The 16,788-nt window shown below is 71.2% G+C and carries 11 protein-coding genes; 3 read left to right on the forward strand and 8 right to left on the reverse strand.

All coding sequences use genetic code 11. From position 1 onward, the window contains the following. Positions 1-72: 72 nt before the first annotated feature. From J2Y70_RS12640 to J2Y70_RS12655, 4 genes are all read right to left on the reverse strand, one after another. Positions 73-2,127 (reverse strand): glycosyl hydrolase family 18 protein, encoded by a 2,055-nt coding sequence (locus J2Y70_RS12640; protein WP_309917973.1) that lies wholly within the window; start codon positions 2,125-2,127, stop codon positions 73-75. Positions 2,128-2,477: 350 nt separating this feature from the next. After that, the gene (locus tag J2Y70_RS12645) at positions 2,478-3,485 is read right to left on the reverse strand and encodes an alpha/beta hydrolase (protein ID WP_309917975.1); all 1,008 of its coding nucleotides are present in this window, start codon (positions 3,483-3,485) and stop codon (positions 2,478-2,480) included. Between the two features lie 69 nt (positions 3,486-3,554). Further along, positions 3,555-6,545 carry a diguanylate cyclase gene (locus J2Y70_RS12650; protein ID WP_309917979.1) on the reverse strand — a complete coding sequence of 997 codons (2,991 nt, stop codon included), beginning with the start codon at positions 6,543-6,545 and terminating at the stop codon, positions 3,555-3,557. Between the two features lie 351 nt (positions 6,546-6,896). After that, complete coding sequence (locus J2Y70_RS12655) at positions 6,897-8,279, reverse strand: L-serine ammonia-lyase (RefSeq protein ID WP_309917982.1); 1,383 nt, start codon at positions 8,277-8,279, stop codon at positions 6,897-6,899. 90 nt (positions 8,280-8,369) lie between these two features. Between J2Y70_RS12655 and J2Y70_RS12660 the strand changes: the two genes are divergently transcribed. After that, on the forward strand, positions 8,370-8,603 hold the full coding sequence (locus J2Y70_RS12660) for a glutaredoxin family protein (RefSeq protein ID WP_263398496.1): 234 nt from the start codon (positions 8,370-8,372) through the stop codon (positions 8,601-8,603). 76 nt (positions 8,604-8,679) lie between these two features. Beyond that, positions 8,680-10,284, forward strand: coding sequence for an amidase family protein (locus tag J2Y70_RS12665; RefSeq protein WP_309917985.1), 1,605 nt, complete (start codon positions 8,680-8,682; stop codon positions 10,282-10,284). A 75-nt stretch (positions 10,285-10,359) separates the two neighbouring features. Here J2Y70_RS12665 and J2Y70_RS12670 read toward each other — a convergent pair whose 3' ends face one another. The 4 genes from J2Y70_RS12670 to J2Y70_RS12685 form a co-directional block, all read right to left on the reverse strand. After that, entirely contained in the window at positions 10,360-10,932 is a 573-nt protein-coding gene (locus J2Y70_RS12670; protein ID WP_309917988.1) for a GNAT family N-acetyltransferase, read from the reverse strand. A 198-nt stretch (positions 10,933-11,130) separates the two neighbouring features. Beyond that, the gene (locus J2Y70_RS12675) at positions 11,131-11,694 is read right to left on the reverse strand and encodes a YceI family protein (RefSeq protein ID WP_309917991.1); all 564 of its coding nucleotides are present in this window, start codon (positions 11,692-11,694) and stop codon (positions 11,131-11,133) included. An 11-nt stretch (positions 11,695-11,705) separates the two neighbouring features. Further along, a complete protein-coding gene (locus J2Y70_RS12680; RefSeq protein WP_309917994.1) occupies positions 11,706-12,272 on the reverse strand; it encodes a cytochrome b in 567 nt (188 codons plus the stop codon). Beyond that, on the reverse strand, positions 12,269-12,928 hold the full coding sequence (locus J2Y70_RS12685; protein WP_309917996.1) for a YceI family protein: 660 nt from the start codon (positions 12,926-12,928) through the stop codon (positions 12,269-12,271). Before J2Y70_RS12685 ends, J2Y70_RS12680 begins: the two co-directional genes overlap by 4 nt. 238 nt (positions 12,929-13,166) lie before the next feature. Here J2Y70_RS12685 and J2Y70_RS12690 point away from each other — a divergent pair, with 238 nt between their 5' ends. Continuing rightward, positions 13,167-16,772: an ATP-binding protein gene (locus J2Y70_RS12690; protein ID WP_309917999.1), complete on the forward strand. Its 3,606-nt coding sequence runs from the start codon at positions 13,167-13,169 to the stop codon at positions 16,770-16,772. The last annotated feature ends 16 nt before the right edge of the window (positions 16,773-16,788 follow it).

Raw genomic sequence — 16,788 nt, forward strand, 5'->3', positions numbered from 1 at the left:
GTGTCGGGACGCGCAAAGAGAAACGCCGGCTTGCGCCGGCGTTTCGTTTGCTGGATGGCGTCGCTGCGCCGCTTATTGCAGGCCGTTGCTGACCGCCTTGACCAGTTCCGCCTGCGGCGCGTCGCCGCTGAACTCCCAGAAGAAGGCGCCGCCCAGGCCCTGCGCCTTCACGTAGCCCATCTTCTGGGTGATCACGCCGGGCGTGTCGTAGCTCCAGAAGGTGCTGCCGTTGTATTTCCAGTGCGCGCCGGCGGCACTGTCGGTATGCGAGGTGCCGGCCGCGTTCTTCAGGACCTTGTAGTCCTCGATGCCGGCCTCGTAGGTGCCGGGCGCCGGGCTGCCGCTCTGGTAGAGGCCGTTGTTGACGTTGGGCACGTTGCTCCAGCCGCGCCCGTAGAAGCCGATGCCGAGGTTGAGCTTGGCCGCGGGCACGCCGGCATCCAGGAACGCCTGCATCGCGTCGTTGCTGTTGTAGTAGCGCTGGTCGCCGGTGGACGGATCGGCCGGCGAATCGAACAGCGCCGAGTGGTGGTTGGTGGTCGGCTCGAACGCGCCATGGAAGTCGTAGGTCATGACGTTGATGTAGTCCAGCGACGGGTGGTACTGCGCCGGATCGGTCGCGCGGATCTTGTCCACGCCGGCGCCGACCGCCACGGTCAGCAGCAGGCCGGAGCGGACCTCGTTGAGCTGGCGCCGGAACTCGGCCAGCAGCGCGGTGAAGTTCTGCCGATCCTCGGCGCTGCCGCAGCTGAGGCCGCAGGCGTTGGGATATTCCCAGTCGATGTCGATGCCGTCGAACACGCCGGCCGCGGCCGCCGCGCCGCCCGCGCCGTCGGTGACCGGCAGGTTGCCGCGGATGTAGGCGTCGATGCACGACGCCACGAAGGCCTGGCGGTTCTCCGGACGTGCGGCGCTGGCGAAACCGCGCGACCAGGTCCAGCCGCCGAGCGAGATCAGCACCTTCAGGCCCGGATGCTTGGCCTTTAGCTTCTTCAGCTGGTTCCAGTTGCCGCGCAGCGGTTGGTCCCAGGTATCGGCCACGCCATCGACGCTCTGCGCGGCCGCGAACGCCTTGGTGTAGTCGGCGAACGCGTCGCCGCCGGCGCCGGTGTTGGGATCGGACGGCTGCACCACGCCCACTTCGCAGCGGTTGTTGCGCACGTTGCCGAAGGCGTAGTTGATGTGGGTCATGTAATTGGCCGAGCCGCTCTTCTCGATGTCGGCGACCTGGTAGTTGCGGCCGTAGATGCCCCACTGCACGAAGTAGCCGATGACGCGCTTGCCGCCGCCATTGCCGGCCGGCCGGGTGCGCACGCTCAGCGCCGCGCTGTTGGCCGAGGCGTTGCCGGCGTTGTCGCGTGCGGCGACCTGGTAGCTGTAGCTGGTGTCGGCGGCCAGCGCCGAGTCGGTGTAGGCGGTGCCGGTGGGCGAGCCGACCAGCGTGCCGTTGCGGTACACGCGGTAGCCGGCGATGCCGCTGCCGCCGGCGTTGTCGCTGGCCGCGTTCCACGACAGGGTGACGCTGCTGCTGGTCTGCGTGGCCGAGGCCAGGCCGGTCGGCACACTCGGTGCGGTGGTATCGGTGGGCGGGGTGCCGGTGACGGTGATGCCGCGGGCCGCGGAGGTGGCGGTCGCACCCTGGTTGTCGGTCGCCACGGCGGTGAGTTGGTGGCTGCCGGCGCTGGCGTTGTTCCAGGTGACGCTGTACGGCGAACTGGTGTCGCTGCCCAGCGAGGTGCCGCCGCGGAAGAACTCGACCTTGGCGATGCTGCCATCGGCATCCGCGGCAGTCGCCGACACGGTGATCGTGGCGCCGCTGGCGAAGCTGGCGCCGCTGGCCGGCGCGCTCAGGGCCACGCTCGGCGGTTGGTTGGCGGTGGTGCTGCAGGTGCCCAGTTCCTGGTACCAGCCGCAGCTGGTGCAATAGGTGGGCGCGGCGTTCCATATCTGCGTGGTGGCCTGGTACAGCTTGCCCTGGAACACCAGCTTGTCGCCGCTCTGGTAGATCTTGGCCGCGTCCCAGGCGGCGATGCCGCTGCACGACACGGACTGCGCGCGTGCCTGGGAAGCGAATCCGACGAGGGCGGTACAGCACAACAGCCACGGTAGAGCGAATTTCACGTTCATGGTGAAACCTCCTGTCCTGTGCGATGTGGTTCCTGCGTTTCCGGGGCAGCCGGACCTTTCCCCCTGTACGCGCTGCTTTCCAGCACGCCTGGGCGCGACCGGGGTCGTGCGGACGTGCTGGAGAACGGACCGTCGGATGCGGTGATAACGTTGTCAATTCCCCGCGCTGAACAATCGGGGTGGCTATCTCAGTAATGGATGACAACGTTGGTTCCGCGGGCTCCCGCAGGCAGTCGCTGGCGCCTGCCATGCTGCAGGGCGCAAGCGCTGTGCGCCGCTGGGTCGGACGACGCAGCGGCGCATGGCATGGAATGGGAGGATCCGTGCAGCGGCCCGGCGGGCCGCACGGGTCAGGGCGACAGCGCGTCCAGCAATGCGGCGTTGAAGCGCTGCGGGTCCTGCACCTGCGGCGAGTGGCCCAGTTCGGCGAATTCGACCAGCCTGGCGCCGGGAATCGCCGCCGCCGCGCGTTTGCCGAGGGCGGGGTAGTCGCCGAGCTGCGCCTTCACCGCCTCCGGCGCCAGCGCCTTGCCGATCGCGGTGGTGTCCTTCTGGCCGATCAGCAGTGTGGTGGCGACCTTCAGTTGCGGCAGTTCGTAGACCACCGGCTGGTTGAACACCATGTCGTAGGTCAGCGCCTGGTTCCAGGCCACCGCCTGCTTGCCGGGGCCGGCATACATGCCGGCCTGCATGCGCGCCCAGCGTTCGAATTCGGGTTTCCACTGGCCCGCGTAGTAGGTGCGCAGCTGGTAGTTCTTGATGCTGTCGAAGTCGGTCTTCAGTTCGCTTCGGTACCACGCGTCCACGCTTTGCCAGGGCACGCCGAGCGCCTTCCAGTCTTCCAGCCCGATCGGATTGACCAGGGCCAGATGGTCGGTGGCCTGCGGATACATCAGCGCATAGCGGATCGCCAGCATGCCGCCCATCGAGTGCCCGACCACCGCCGCGCGGGCGATGCCGAGGTGTTCCAGCAGTGCGTGCGTGTTGGCCGCCAACTGCGCGAACGAGAACTGGTAGGCCGCCGGCTTGCTCGACTTGCAGAAGCCGATCTGGTCCGGCGCGATCACCCGGTAGCCGTGCGCGCTCAGCGCCGCGATGGTGTCTTCCCAGGTCGCGGCGCAGAAGTTCTTGCCGTGCAGCAGGACCGCGGTGCGGCCATTGGGCGTGCCGGTCGGCGCCACGTCCAGATAGGCCATCTGCAGGGACTGACCTTGCGAGACGAGGGCGTAGTGCGCGACCTTCGAGGGATAGTCGAAGCCTTCCAACTGCGGGCCATAGCGCGCCGGGGTGGCGGCATGGCATGGCAGCAACAGGGAGGCGGCGGCGAGCGCGGCAAGGAACGAAAGGGGTCGGCGCATGCGGTGGGAGAACCTGCGGGGGACGCGGCGACTCTAGCCCACGCCGCGCACGCGGGGCGTCAACGCGGCTCAGCAGTTGCCGTGCACCAGGCTCAGGCAGGCGTGGTGCTGCATGCGCTCGGCCGGCTCCTGCAACGCCGCGAGCACCTGCTCGGCCTGCGTGCCCAGCGCCGGCCGGTACGCGGCCCAGCCGTTGCGGCCCTTGGCCTTGGCCTGGTACAGCGCGCGGTCGGCGAGGATCAGCAACTGTTCCCAGCCCAGGCGGCTGTCGGGATCGTGCACGAACGGGAATTCGGCCAGGCCGATCGAGCAGGTGACCTGGCCCTGGCGGCCGTGATCGAGGGTGAAGCGGTGCGCGGCGATCGCCCGGCACAGGCGCTCGGCGGCCACGGTCAGGTTCTCGCGCGGCGCCGAGCGCAGCACCAGCAGGAATTCCTCGCCGCCCCAGCGCACCACGTAGTCGCTTTCGCGGGTCAGCTTGACCAGCAGCTGCGCCATCTGCTGCAGCACCGCGTCGCCGGTGTGGTGGCCGCCGCTGTCGTTGATCGCCTTGAAATGGTCGATGTCGATCAGCGCGAACAGCATGCCCGAGGACAGCATGTCCTGGTCGTTGGCGGCCATGCGCCGGTACAGCGCGATGTCGCTGGGAATGTGCAGCGACAGGTAGCGGCGGTTGCGCAGCTGGGTCAGGTCGTCGGTGAAGCTGGCTTCCTGCAGGCGCTGGTTGGCCGCCTGCAGCGCTTCGGTGCGCTTGTGCACCTGCCGTTCCAGCCGCTCGCGCTGGCGCTGGTTGACCAGGCGCGCCATGCGGATGCCGAGCAGCAGCAGCGCCAGCAGGCCCAGCCCCAGCAGCAGCTTGTAGTACAGCGTCTCCTGGAAACGCAGCCGGATGCGCAGCGGCAGCCGCACCGGGGTCTGCGCCCAGACGCCGGCGTTGTTGCTGCCGGTGACTTCGAACACGTAGTCGCCGCCGGGCAGGTTGGTATAGGTCGCCACGCGCTGGCGGAGGTCGTCGAGGGTGCGCCAGCGGGTGTCGTAGCCGAGCAGGCGGTAGCGCAGTTCCACGTTCTCCGGGGCCTGGAACGAGGCGGCGGTGAATTCGAAATCCAGGTCGCGCGCCTGCGCCGGCAGCGGCGCCTCGCGCAGCGCCTGCGGCGCCAGCCAGCGGCCCTGCGCGCGGACGCGTTCCACCACCGGCTGCGGCGCCACCGGGTTCTTGACGATGCCGGCGGTGTCCATGCTCACCACGCCGTCGCGGCTGGGCAGCCACAGCGTGCCGTTATCGATGAAGCCCTTGCCGTTGCCGGCGCCGTTGCAGCACAGGCCCTGCACGCCGCCATGGCGCTCGCCGCGCTCGTTGAGCAGCAGCTCGGCCTGCAACGGCGTGGCCGGCACCTCGATGCGCTTGAGCAGGCTCGCCAACGGCATCCGGTAGACGCCGCGCAGGCCCGCCACCCACAGGCTGCCGTGGCCGTCGTCGGCGATGAAGAACGCGGCGTTGTCGGGCAGCCCGTCGCGTTCGTCGAACATGGTCCAGCGCTTGCCGTCGAACACCCACAGCTGTTCCGACAGCGTGCCGACCACCCACTGCCCGCCGGGCAATTCGTGCACGGCGGTGACGTCGGCGTCGGCCAGCGCCGAGCCGGCGTCGGCCAGCGACACCAGGCGCTCGCCGCGCAATTCGTACAGGCCGGCCTGGGTGCCGACCAGCAGGCGGCCGTCGCCGGTCTCGTGGACCAGGCGGATGCGCGGGTCGCGCAGGCCGTCGCTGGTGCCGTAGCGATGCAGGCGGCTGCCGTCGCTGCGGAACAGGCCGTCGCTGCTGGCGAACCACAGGCGCTGCGCGCGGTCGCGGACGATGCCGCTGATCTGCAGTTCGCGCAGCGGCGCCAGCAGCGGCGGCAGCGTGGCGCGCCCGTCGCGGTACAGCACGGCGCCGCGGCGGGTGCCGATCCACAGCTGGCCGGGTTCGGCCAGCAAGGTGTAGGGGACATCGGCGGGCAGCTGTTCGCGGCTCAGGACCTGCTGGTAGCGGCCATCGCGCAGCCGCGCCAGGCCGCTGCCGGTGCCGACCCACAGCGACCCGTCGGGATCGCGCGCGAGGGTCCACACCAGCGGGTCGGCCAGGCCTTCGTAACTGCTGTAGCGGCGCGTCCAGCCGTTCCACAGGCGGGTCGCGCCCTTCCAGCGGCTGCCCAGCCACAGGTTGCGCTCGCGATCTTCGAAGATCGCGCTGGCGCCGGCGTCCTGGTTGCCTTCGGCGTACTGCTCGACGATGCCGCCGTCGCGCACGCGCAGCAGGTAGCCGGGCAGGCCCACCCACAGGTTGCCGTCGCTGTCCTGGAACAGCGCTTCCACCGCGCGCCGGGTCAGCGCCGGGTCGCCGGGCAGGCGCTGCCAGCGGCCATCGCGGCGGAACAGCAGGCCGTCGCGGCTGCCCGCCCACAGCCGTCCCTGCGCGTCCAGCAACTGCCGTACCGGCGCCTCGCGCGCGTCCACCGGCAGCGGCAGCGGCGCGTCGTCGTCATCGGCGGCGAAACGCAGCACGGCGCCGCGCGTGCCGACCCACAGCTCGCGGCCGCGTGGCAGCAGGGCATAGGCACCGTCGGCGATGCGATGGCGCAGGCGCAGGCGGTCGCCGACCACGGCGTAGACGCCGTCCTGCGCCGCGACCAGCACCGTGCCCTGCTCGTCGACCGCGATCGCTTCGATGTTCAATAGCGGCGACTGCGGATCCTGCGGCAGCAGGTTGCTGAAGCGCCCGTCGCGGTAGCGCGCCAACCCGCGGTAGGTCCCGATCCACAGGTCGCCACTGGGATCCACGTGCAAGGCCTTGATCATCGGGCCGGGCAGGTGCGCCGGCGCCTTTTCGCCGAAGGTGGTCATGCGCACGCCGTCGAAGCGTGCCAGCCCGCTCATCGTGCCGATCCACAGGTAGCCCTGCCGGTCCTGCGCGAAGGCCTGCACACTCAGCTGCGGCAGCCCCTGTTCCAGGCCCCAGCGTTGGCTTTCGTAGTGGTTGAACTGCTTGTCCGGCTGCAGGGCGGCCGCCGTCGGCACGAGCGAGCACCACGCTCCCAGGAGCATGGCCAGCTGCAGCGCACGGGTGCAGCGGGAAGCGGGGTGGGACTGCAAGAGCATTCCAGTGCCGAATCGGCGGGTCGTCACAGTCGCTATCGGCGCTGGTGCGCGGATCTTTATCCGCACTGCAGCAAACGCCTGCGCCGTGGCGATCGCGACCGCCGCGGCGAGGCGATTCATCCGCGCAGGCCTGGCGCGGGGGACGCGGTCGCGCGCGCTAGGGCGCGCGCCGATGCCGTGGACTGGGCGCCGCCGGCGCCGGCTTGCCGCGTTCGCAGGCACGCCCCGCGCGCCCCGCTGGTGCATGCAGGCCGCGCCGCGGGCATCAGCTCAGCACTCGATCACGTTCACCGCGAGCCCGCCGCGGCTGGTTTCCTTGTACTTGTCCTGCATGTCGCGGCCGGTGTCGCGCATGGTGCGGATCACCTTGTCCAGCGACACCTTGTGCTTGCCGTCGCCGCGCATGGCCATGCGGCTGGCGTTGATCGCCTTCACCGCGCCCATCGCGTTACGCTCGATGCACGGGATCTGCACCAGCCCGCCGATCGGATCGCAGGTGAGGCCGAGATTGTGTTCCATGCCGATCTCGGCGGCGTTCTCGATCTGCCCCGGCTTGCCGCCGAGCGCGGCGACCAGGCCGCCGGCGGCCATCGAGCAGGCCACGCCGACCTCGCCCTGGCAACCGACCTCGGCGCCGGAGATGGAGGCGTTTTCCTTGTACAGGATGCCGATCGCCGCGGCGGTCAGCAGGAAGTCGAAGATGCGCTGCTCGTCGCTGCCCGGGCAGAAGCGGTCGAAGTAGTGCAGCACCGCCGGGATGATCCCGGCCGCGCCGTTGGTCGGTGCGGTGACCACGCGTCCGCCGGCGGCGTTCTCCTCGTTGACCGCCAGCGCGTACAGGTTGACCCAGTCCAGCGTGGTCAGCGGATCGCGCATCGCCGCCTCCGGCTTGGACGACAGTTCGCGGTACAGCGCCGGCGCGCGCCGCGACACGTGCAGGCCGCCGGGCAGGGTGCCTTCCTCGCGGATGCCGCGCGCCACACAGGCCTGCATCGCGTTCCACAGCTCGCGCAGGCCGGCGCGGATCTCGTCCTCGCTGCGCCAGCATTTCTCGTTCTCGAACATCAGCGCGGCGATGCTCAGGCCGCTGCGCGCGGCCTGCGCCAGCAGTTCGTCGCCGCTCTTGAACGGGTAGGGCAGCGGGGTCTCGTCGGCGACGATGCGGTCGTCGGCGGCGTCGTCCTGGTTGACCACGAAGCCGCCGCCGACCGAGTAGTAGTCGCGCGTGGCGATCACCTGCTCGTCGGCGGCGTAGGCGGTGAAGCGCATGCCGTTGGTGTGGTACGGCAGCTTCTGGCGCTTGTTCAGCGCCAAGTCGCGCTTCTCGTCGAAGGCGATGGCGTGCTGGCCCATCAGGTTGATGCGCTTGCTGCTGCGGATGCGTTCCAGCGTACTCGGAATGATGTCCGGATCGATCAGGTTCGGGCGCTGGCCTTCCAGGCCCAGCAGCACCGCTTTGTCGGTGCCGTGGCCGCGCCCGGTCAGCGCCAGCGAGCCGAACACCTCGGCACGGATCCGCACCACCTCGTGCAGCCGGCCCGGATCCAGCAGCCAGCGGTGCACGAAGCGCTCGGCCGCGCGCATCGGCCCCACGGTATGCGAGGAGCTCGGCCCGATGCCGATCTTGAACAGGTCGAAGGTGCTGACAGCCATGCGTGCCGGAGAGGTGGAAGGCTAAAGACCGTCTATTCTATGCCCCTGGCCTGCTGCGGACGCCCGCAGCGCAGCATCGGAGCCGCCGCGCTGTCCCTGACCCTGTACCAGCGCGACGATTGCCACCTGTGCGACCTGGCACTGACGGTCCTGGCGCAGGCGCGCGCCGGCGACCTGGAAAGCGTGTTTATCGACGGCGACGCGGCGCTGGAAGCGCGCTACGGCGAGCGGGTGCCGGTGCTGCGCGATGCGGCGGGGCGCGAACTGCAGTGGCCGTTCGATCTCGCGCAGCTCACGGCCTGGCTGGCGGCCGGGCAACAATAACGGCAGGTCGCGACGCCTGGCGCGGCATCGCACAACAGGTCATTCCGAGCATGGCGACAAACGCAGAGGCGGCGAAATGAGGCTTTCCTACTGTGCCGGCCTGGCGGCGCTCGCGCTGCTGTGGAGCGTCGCCGCGGCGCACGACCATGCGCCGCGCCGATTCGACCTGCAGACCGCGAGCATCGCCGAGATCAACCGCGCGATCGACAGTGGCGCGTTGAGTTCGGAGCGACTGGTCGCGCTGTCGCTGGCGCGGATCCAGGCCTACGATCCGCAACTGCATGCGGTCATCAGCCTCAACCCGCACGCGCTGGAGCAGGCCCGCGCGCTGGATGCCGAGCGCCGCGCCAGCGGACGCCGCTCGCCACTGCACGGCATTCCGGTACTGCTCAAGGACAACATCAACACCGGCGATCTCCCCACCACGCTCGGCTTCTACGGCCTGCGCGGCGCGGTGCCGTATGCGGACGCGGCGGTGGTCGCGCGGCTGCGCGAGGCGGGCGCCATCATCCTGGCGAAGGTCAACCTGAGCGAGCTGGCCTCGGGGCCGGCGCTGAGTTCGCTGGGCGGGCAGACGCGCAATCCGCACAACCTCGCCTACAGCCCGGCCGGCTCGTCCAGCGGCACCGCCGTCGGCGTCGCGGCCGGCTACGCGCCGGTGGGGATCGCGACCGACACCACCGGCTCGGCACGCTGGCCTGCCGCGACCAACGGCGTGGTCGGGCTGCGTCCGACCACCGGCGCGATCGGCTATGCGGGCATCCAGCCGAATGCGCCCACGCTCGATGCGGTCGGTCCCATCGCGCGCTCCGTCGCCGATGCCGCGCTGGTCCTGAGCGTGCTGCAGGAGGCGGATCGGCGGCCGGCGGTGGCGCGCGATGCGAGTGGTCGCGATCCCGCCGATGCCATGTTCGGGTTGCGCGCCGATGCGCTGCGCGGTGCGCGCATCGGCTTTCCGCGGCGCGACTTTTCCGGCGACGACCCCCAGGTGGACGCGGCGATGGAGGCCGCGCTCGATGCGTTGCGGGCGAGCGGCGCGTCGGTGGTGGAGATCGAACTGCCGCCGTGGCTGCTGCGCCTGAGCGGCGAACTGCAGGCGATCATCGTGCGCACCGAAGCCGCCCCCAGCCTGGATGCGTATCTGCCGGCGTCGTTCCCGCCGCGGTATCCGCAACGCCATGCGGATATCCTGGCGTTGAGCGAGGCGCTCAACGCGTCGACCCCGGCTGGCGCCTTCCCGAATCCGGGGCGCCGCGACGGCTACCGCGAGGAAGCCGCGGCGCTGCCGCCGACCGACGCGTCCTATCTGGCCGCCCGCGAGCAGGGCCGCCAGTTCGTCAAGGCGTCGATGCAGGCGCTGCTGACCCGCGACCGCCTCGACGCGATCGTCTATCCGACCCAGACCATGCGCATCAACCGCATCGGAGAATCCGCGCAGCGCAATGCGCGCGGCTTGTTCGGCAACTTCGGCCCGGGCCTGGCGAGCGTGGCGGGCTGGCCCGAGCTGACCGTGCCGGCGGGGTTCAGCGCCGACGGCCTGCCGGTGGGGGTGTCGTTCCTGGGTCCGGAATTCAGCGAGCAGCGGCTGCTGGGATACGGCTTTGCCTTCGAGCAACGCACGCATGCGCTGCGCCAGCCGGCGGCGACGCCGCCGCTGGCGGGCGAGCGTTTCGACTACTGAGGCGGCGCGCGGCAAGCGGCGAGCGCGCTTGGCCGACGAAGCCGGCCGGCTGTCGCCACGGGAAACGCGTTGTGTTTATTCGGATGCCAGGCCGGCTGGAAGCGCGGTGCCGTGCGATTGCTCGTTTGCTAGCGGCGTGGCCGCCTGCCACACGAAACAGCAGATGCGCGTGCCGTCCGCGTCCGTGCGGGTCGGCGCCGGCTGCATGCCGGCCTTGCGCAGCACGCGCAGCGAGGCCAGGTTCTGCGGATACGCGGTGGCGATCGCGTGCCGCAGGCCCAGTTCCTCGCGCGCATAGGCCAGCATCGCACGCGCCGCTTCGGTCGCCAGCCCGCGCCCCCAATGCTCGCGCCTGAACGCGTATTTCAGTTCGGCCTCGACCTGGCCGGCCGGATGCACCAGCCCGCAGAAGCCGATGGTCTGGCCGCTGGCCCGCTCCACCAGCGCGGACATGCCGTAGCCGCGCGTGCGGTAGTTGCGCTCGGATACCGCCACCCACTCCACGCATTGCGCGCGATCCAGCGGTTCGCCGTCGCCGACCCAACGCATGGCCTCGGCATCGCCGTAGACCGCGACCAGGGCATCGACGTCGGACAGGCGCAGGTGTCGGCCGATCAGGCGCGCGGTCTTGAATATCTCTGTTTCCATGCCGCAAGTGTGGCATGGGCGGTGCAGCGTGCTGTCGGCCGGTCTCGGCATGCGGGCGCGCAGCACACGCGGCCTGGCATCGCTGGCAAGACGGTCGGCAATGCCCCTCGCCGCGCCGGTGCGGGCACAAAAAAAGCGACGGACCCGACGAGGGAATCCGCCGCCCAGTGGCCGCGTGCCGCTGCGGCCGGTGGCGACTCACTTCGCCTTGAACACGACCTTGGTGCTGATCGCGGTTTCGTTGGGGATGGTCTTGGTGTCGGCCCAGTCGCCGCCGCCGACGCCGAAATCCAGGCGCTTGACGGTGGCCTTGCCGGCCAGCACCGGCTGCGCGCCCGGGGTCCAGGTGAAGGTCAGGGTCACCGGCTTGGTCACGCCGCGCAGCTCAAGGGTGCCGTCGGCGGCGTACTGGTTGTTGCCCAGCGCGCGGAACTTGTCGGCGCGGTAGTGCGCGGTGGCGAACTTGGCGACATTGAAGAAGTCGGCGCCCTGCAAGGTCGAGTCGCGGTCGGCATTGCCGCTCTTGGCGCCGGCCAGCGGGATCGCCACGTCGAGCTTACTGGCGGCCAGGTTGGCCGGGTCGAAGCTGAGCTTGGTGTCGAAGCCGGGGAACTGGCCGGTGAACACTTCGCCGTCGTACTTGCTGGCGAACACCAGGCTCGAGCCCGGCGCCTGCACGTAGTCGGCGGCGAATGCGGGGGCGGCGAGCATCGCCACCAGGCTGGCGGCGACGGCGGCGGGGGAGGCGAAACGGGACGACATGCTGGAACTCCTCAGGATTTGGGGCTCAGCCAACCGCGCGGCAACATCCGCGCCAGGGTGGCATCGCGTTGGAACAGGTGGTGGTAGAAGGCGGCGCCGGCATGCGCCAGCACCACCGCGATCAGGATCCAGAAGCCCCATTCGTGCACCGCGTGCGACAGGTCGCGCAGGCGCTCGTCGGGGGCGCTGAGCTTGGGCACGGCGACCAGGCCGAACCAGCGGAACGGGCGCAGGCCGCTGGTCGAGTCGTACAGCCAGCCGGACAGCGGCATGGCGAAGATCAGCACGTACAGCAGCGCGTGGGTGGCGCTGGCGATGCGTTCCTGCCAGCTCGGCGTGCCCGGCACCGGCTTGGGCGCGCCGGCGTACAGGCGCCAGCCCAGCCGCGCGATCACCAGCGCCAGCACGGTCAGCCCGAGCGACTTGTGCGCGGTGTAGACCCAGAAATACTTGGGCGTCTTCGGCAATTCGCCCATGGTCAGGCCGACCACGCCGAGCAGCAGGATCAGGGCGGCGATCAACCAATGCAGGGTCTGGCTGACGCCGCCCCAACGCTCGGCGGTGTTCTTGGCGGTCATGGCGTGGCGTCCTGGTTGGCGCTGGGCGGGGTGTCGGGATCGGTGGCGGGCGTGGTCGCTGGCGCCGGCTCGGCGTCGGCGCCGCCGTTGCGGGTGGCCTCGGCCTCGATACGCAGTTCGACCGCGGCGCCGATCACCGACGGCCAGGCGTCGATGCCGAAGTCGGCGCGCTGCAGCGTGGCGGTGGCGGAAAACCCCACGGTGCGGCGGAACGGCGGCAGCGGATGCCGCTTGAGCGCGTTGAGGGTCACCTCCAGCGCGATCTCGCGGCTGACGCCGTGCAGGGTCAGCGTGCCGAACACCTTCGCATGGGTGGCGTCGATCGGCTCGATCCGGGTGGAGACGAAGTGCGCCTCGGGATAGCGCTCGCCGTCGACCAGGTTGCGCGCCAGCGCGGCGCGGTTCCATTTTTCGTCGCCCAGGTCGAGCCGTTGCAGCGGCACCCGCGCATCCAGCCGCGCGCTGCGCCAGTCGTCCGGATCGAACAGCAGGGTGCCGGTGCTGCCGGACACGGTGCCCAGCGCCTTGGAGAATCCGGCGTGCTCGATCGCGAACAGCACGCGGGTGTGCACCGGGTCCAGGGCGTACTGCGCCGGGGCCGCCAGCGCGGCGGTCGGGCAGATCAGCAGCAGGGCGGTGAGACAGCGCTGGAGCATGGGTGGGCCAGGCGAGGGAGTAGGCCGGATTCTAGGCGCAGTCCGCACCGCCTGCGCCTGTGCTGCGCGCAATGGTTCGTTGCAGGGCGCGCCGGGTGTGATTTTTCGGGTGCCGCGGGGTATAAGAACGCTGCCGCGCAAGGGCGGCACGGAGCGGCCGCGCTGTGCGCGGCCGGCCCCGGCAGTGCGCCGGTGTTCATCCGCCGCCGATCGTTCACTGCCGCTGGAGCCGATGTCGATGCAAATCCCCCGTCCTCGACGCCAGCGGCGCGCCTGGACGCTCGCCTGGCTGCTGGTGCTGGCCTGCTGCTGCGCCAGCGCGCTGGCGGCCGTGCCGGAGCTGCCGCGGTTCCGCGTGCTGGGCGCCGAACATGGGTTGCCGTCCAGCGAGATCTCGCGGCTGGGCCTGGATCGCGACGGCTACCTGTGGGTCGCCAGCGGCGACGGCCTGGCCCGCTACGACGGCCGCGAGTTCCGCGTCTGGCGGCACGACCCGGCCGATCCGCAGTCCCTGCGCTGCAACTACGTGCAGGAACTGCATGTCGATGCGCGCAACCGGGTCTGGGTCGCCTGCGAAGGCGGCGGCCTGAGCGTGCTCGATGCCGGGCGCCGCGGCTTCCGCCATTTCAACATGGCCACGCAACCGGCGCTGCGCAGCGACGACGTGTTCGCGATCGCCAGCCGCGGCGACGAGGTGGTGTTCGGCACCTATGCCGGCGGCCTGTATCGGCTGCCCGCGGACGGGCGCGTGCAGCGCATCCAGGCCGGCGACAGCGAGATCGACGCGATGCTCGACAGCGCGGTGGTGGGTCTGGCGTTCGATGCGAGCGGGGTGCTGTGGGTCGGCACCATCAAGGGCCTGGTGCGCTACGACGGCACGCGCGCCAGCGCCTATCGGCTCCCCGACGCCACCGACGCGCGGCAGAAGGTGGCGGCGGTGATCGCATTGTCCGACGGCCTGTGGGTCAGCGCCAACGGCAATCTGTACCGGCTCGGCGCCGACGGGCGCTGGCAGCGCGCGGACTGGACCGGCGCGTTGCAGCGCGGGGTGCTGTCCATGGCCGAGGACGGCAGCGGCGGCTACTGGCTCGGCAACGGCCAGGGCCTGTGGCACAAGCCGGCAGATGGGCCGTTGCGCCACATCGGCGCGGGCGAAGCGGCGGTGTCCAGCAGCAACGTGGTGGTGGGCATGTTGCGCGACAAGGAAGGCGGACTGTGGGTGTCGTTGCCGACCCGCGGCCTGGGCTACCTGCGCCCGGATTGGCGGCGGCTGGCGGTACTGGGGCAGGCGCACGGACTGGCGCCGGATCTGTATTCCGGGCTGGCGCCATCCCGCGACGGCGGCGTGTGGCTGGCCGGCAACGGCGGCAACGTCTACAAGCTGCAGCCGTCCAGCGGCGTGCTCAGCGCGCCGGTGTGGACGACCCGCCTGCCCAGCCTGCGCCTGCTGTCGATCCTGGAGGACGGCACCGGCGAGCTGTGGCTCGGCAGCAGCGCCATGCTGCTGCGCGGGTCGGCCGGCGGCGGCGCGCTGACCGGCTGGGGCCGCAGTTCGGCGGCCGACGCCACCCCCGAGATCGGCATCAACACCTGGATGCGCCAGCGTGCCGACGGCAGCCTGTGGGTGGCCGCCCCCGGCTTCGGCGTGCAGGTGCGCGCGCTCGCCGACGGCCGCGTGCTGGACAACATCGCCGGCCCGCAGCGCGGCCTGGCCGCGGCGGCCGATATCGCCGCGTTCGATCTGGCCCCGGACGGCACGCCGTGGCTGGCCGCCGAGCGCCTGCACTACTGGGATGCCGCGACCGGGCAGTTCCGCGCGCCGCCGGAGTTCGCCGGCGAACGGGTGCAGGCGTTCGCCTTCGCCGATGCGCAGACCCTGTGGGTGCACCGGCTGTCCGGACTGGAACTGTGGCGGCGCGAGGGCGGGCATTGGCGGCAGGCGCACCGTTACGCGGCGGCCGAGGGCGTGCCGGCGACCGAGTCGCAGGGCCTGGTCGTCGATCAACAGGGCCGCGCCTGGCTGGGCATGCGCCGCGGCCTGTTCCGGGTCGACCCGCGGCATACGCCGGCGGTCCGCGCGTTCGGCGCGCGCGATGGATTGAGCAGCCAGGAGGTGGTCGCGCGCGGGCTGACGATGGCCGCCGACGGGGTGCTGGTGGCGGCTACCGCCGACGGCAGCGTGGCGCTGCTGGACACGCGCCTGCCGGATCCGCCGGCGGTGCCGCTGGCGCTGAGCCTGGAGAGCGTGCAGGTGCGCCGCGGCGAGCGGCTGCTGGTGCTGCCGGTAGCGGGCGGCTTCGCCCTGCAGCCGGACGACCGCGACCTGCGGGTGGTGGCGCGGCTGCTGTCGTTCGTCGACCCCGAGGGAATCGGTTACCGCTTCCGCCTGCCCGGCTACGACCGCACCTGGGTCGCGGTCGGCGCCAGCGGCGAGCGCACGCTGCCGCAGCTGCCGGCCGGCGAACACGTGCTCGAGGTGCAGGCGCGCACCCGCAACGGCGCCTGGTCGCCGACGCTGCGGCTGCCGTTCCGGGTCTATCCGCCGTGGTGGCGCAGCGTCTGGGGCATCGCCGGGCTGCTCGCCGCCGCCGCGCTGCTGCTGCTGGTCTCGCTGCGCGCCTACCGCCGCCGCCTGCGCCGCCAGCACGCCTGGCAACTGGCCTTGCACAAGCAGGAAGTGGCCGAGCAGGCGTCGCTGGCCAAGACCCGCTTCCTGGCCACCCTCGGGCACGAGGTGCGCACGCCGATGACCGGCGTGCTGGGCATGAGCGAACTGCTGCTGGCCACGCCGCTGGACCCCAAACAACGCGGCTACACCGAATCGATCCGCCGCGCCGGCACGCATCTGCTGCACCTGGTCAACGACGCGCTGGACCTGGCGCGGATCGAGGCCGGGCGCCTGCAGCTGGACCTGCAGCCGTTCGCGCTGCAGGCGCTGATCGCCGACGTGGTCAACCTGATGGCGCCGCTGGCGCAGGCGCGCGGGTTGCGCTTCGAATGCCACGACACGCTGCCGGGGGCGGTGACCGTCAACGGCGATGCGGTGCGGGTGCGGCAGATCCTGCTCAACCTGGTCGGCAACGCGATCAAGTTCACCGCCAGCGGCTCGGTGACGCTGCACGTGTCGCCGCTGCGCAGCGGGCACGGGCTGTGCGTGGAGGTCGCCGACACCGGCCCGGGCATCAGCGCCGAGCAGCAGGCGCGGCTGTTCCAGCGCTTCGAGCAGGGCGAAGGCCCGCGCACCGCCGCGCGCTACGGCGGCAGCGGGCTGGGCCTGGCGATCAGCCAGGAACTGGCGACGGCGATGGGCGGACGCATCCAGGTCGACAGCCGGCTCGGGCATGGCGCGCGCTTCCGGGTGACGCTGCCGTTGCGCTGGCGGCCGCAGCCGGCCGAGGCCGCGGTGCCGCTGCCGTTGCCGGTGGTGGCGCAGGCGCAGGCGCCGTTGCGCATCCTGCTGGTCGAGGACGAACCCACCGTGGCCCAGGTGATGGCCGAACTGCTGCAAGGTCGCGGCCACCACGTGGTGTGCGCCGCGCACGGCCTGGAGGCGCTGACCGAACTGACCCAGGCCAGCTTCGATCTGGGCCTGCTGGACCTGGACCTGCCGGCGCTCGATGGCCTGGCGCTGGCGCGGCAGCTGCGCGCGTTCGGCTACGAATTCCCGTTGATCGCGGTCACCGCGCGGTCCGACGGCGAGGCCGAGGCCGCGGCCAAGGCGGCCGGTTTCGCCTGCTTCGTGCGTAAACCGGTCACCGGCGACATGCTGGCCGAGGCGATCAGGGCAGCGATGGAGGTTGAAGCCGGGACTCGGGGCTCGGGACCCGGGACCCGGACGATGTAGGGCCAGCACCGGATGG

The organism is Xanthomonas sp. 1678, assembly GCF_031455575.1.
Taxonomy (GTDB): domain Bacteria; phylum Pseudomonadota; class Gammaproteobacteria; order Xanthomonadales; family Xanthomonadaceae; genus Xanthomonas_A.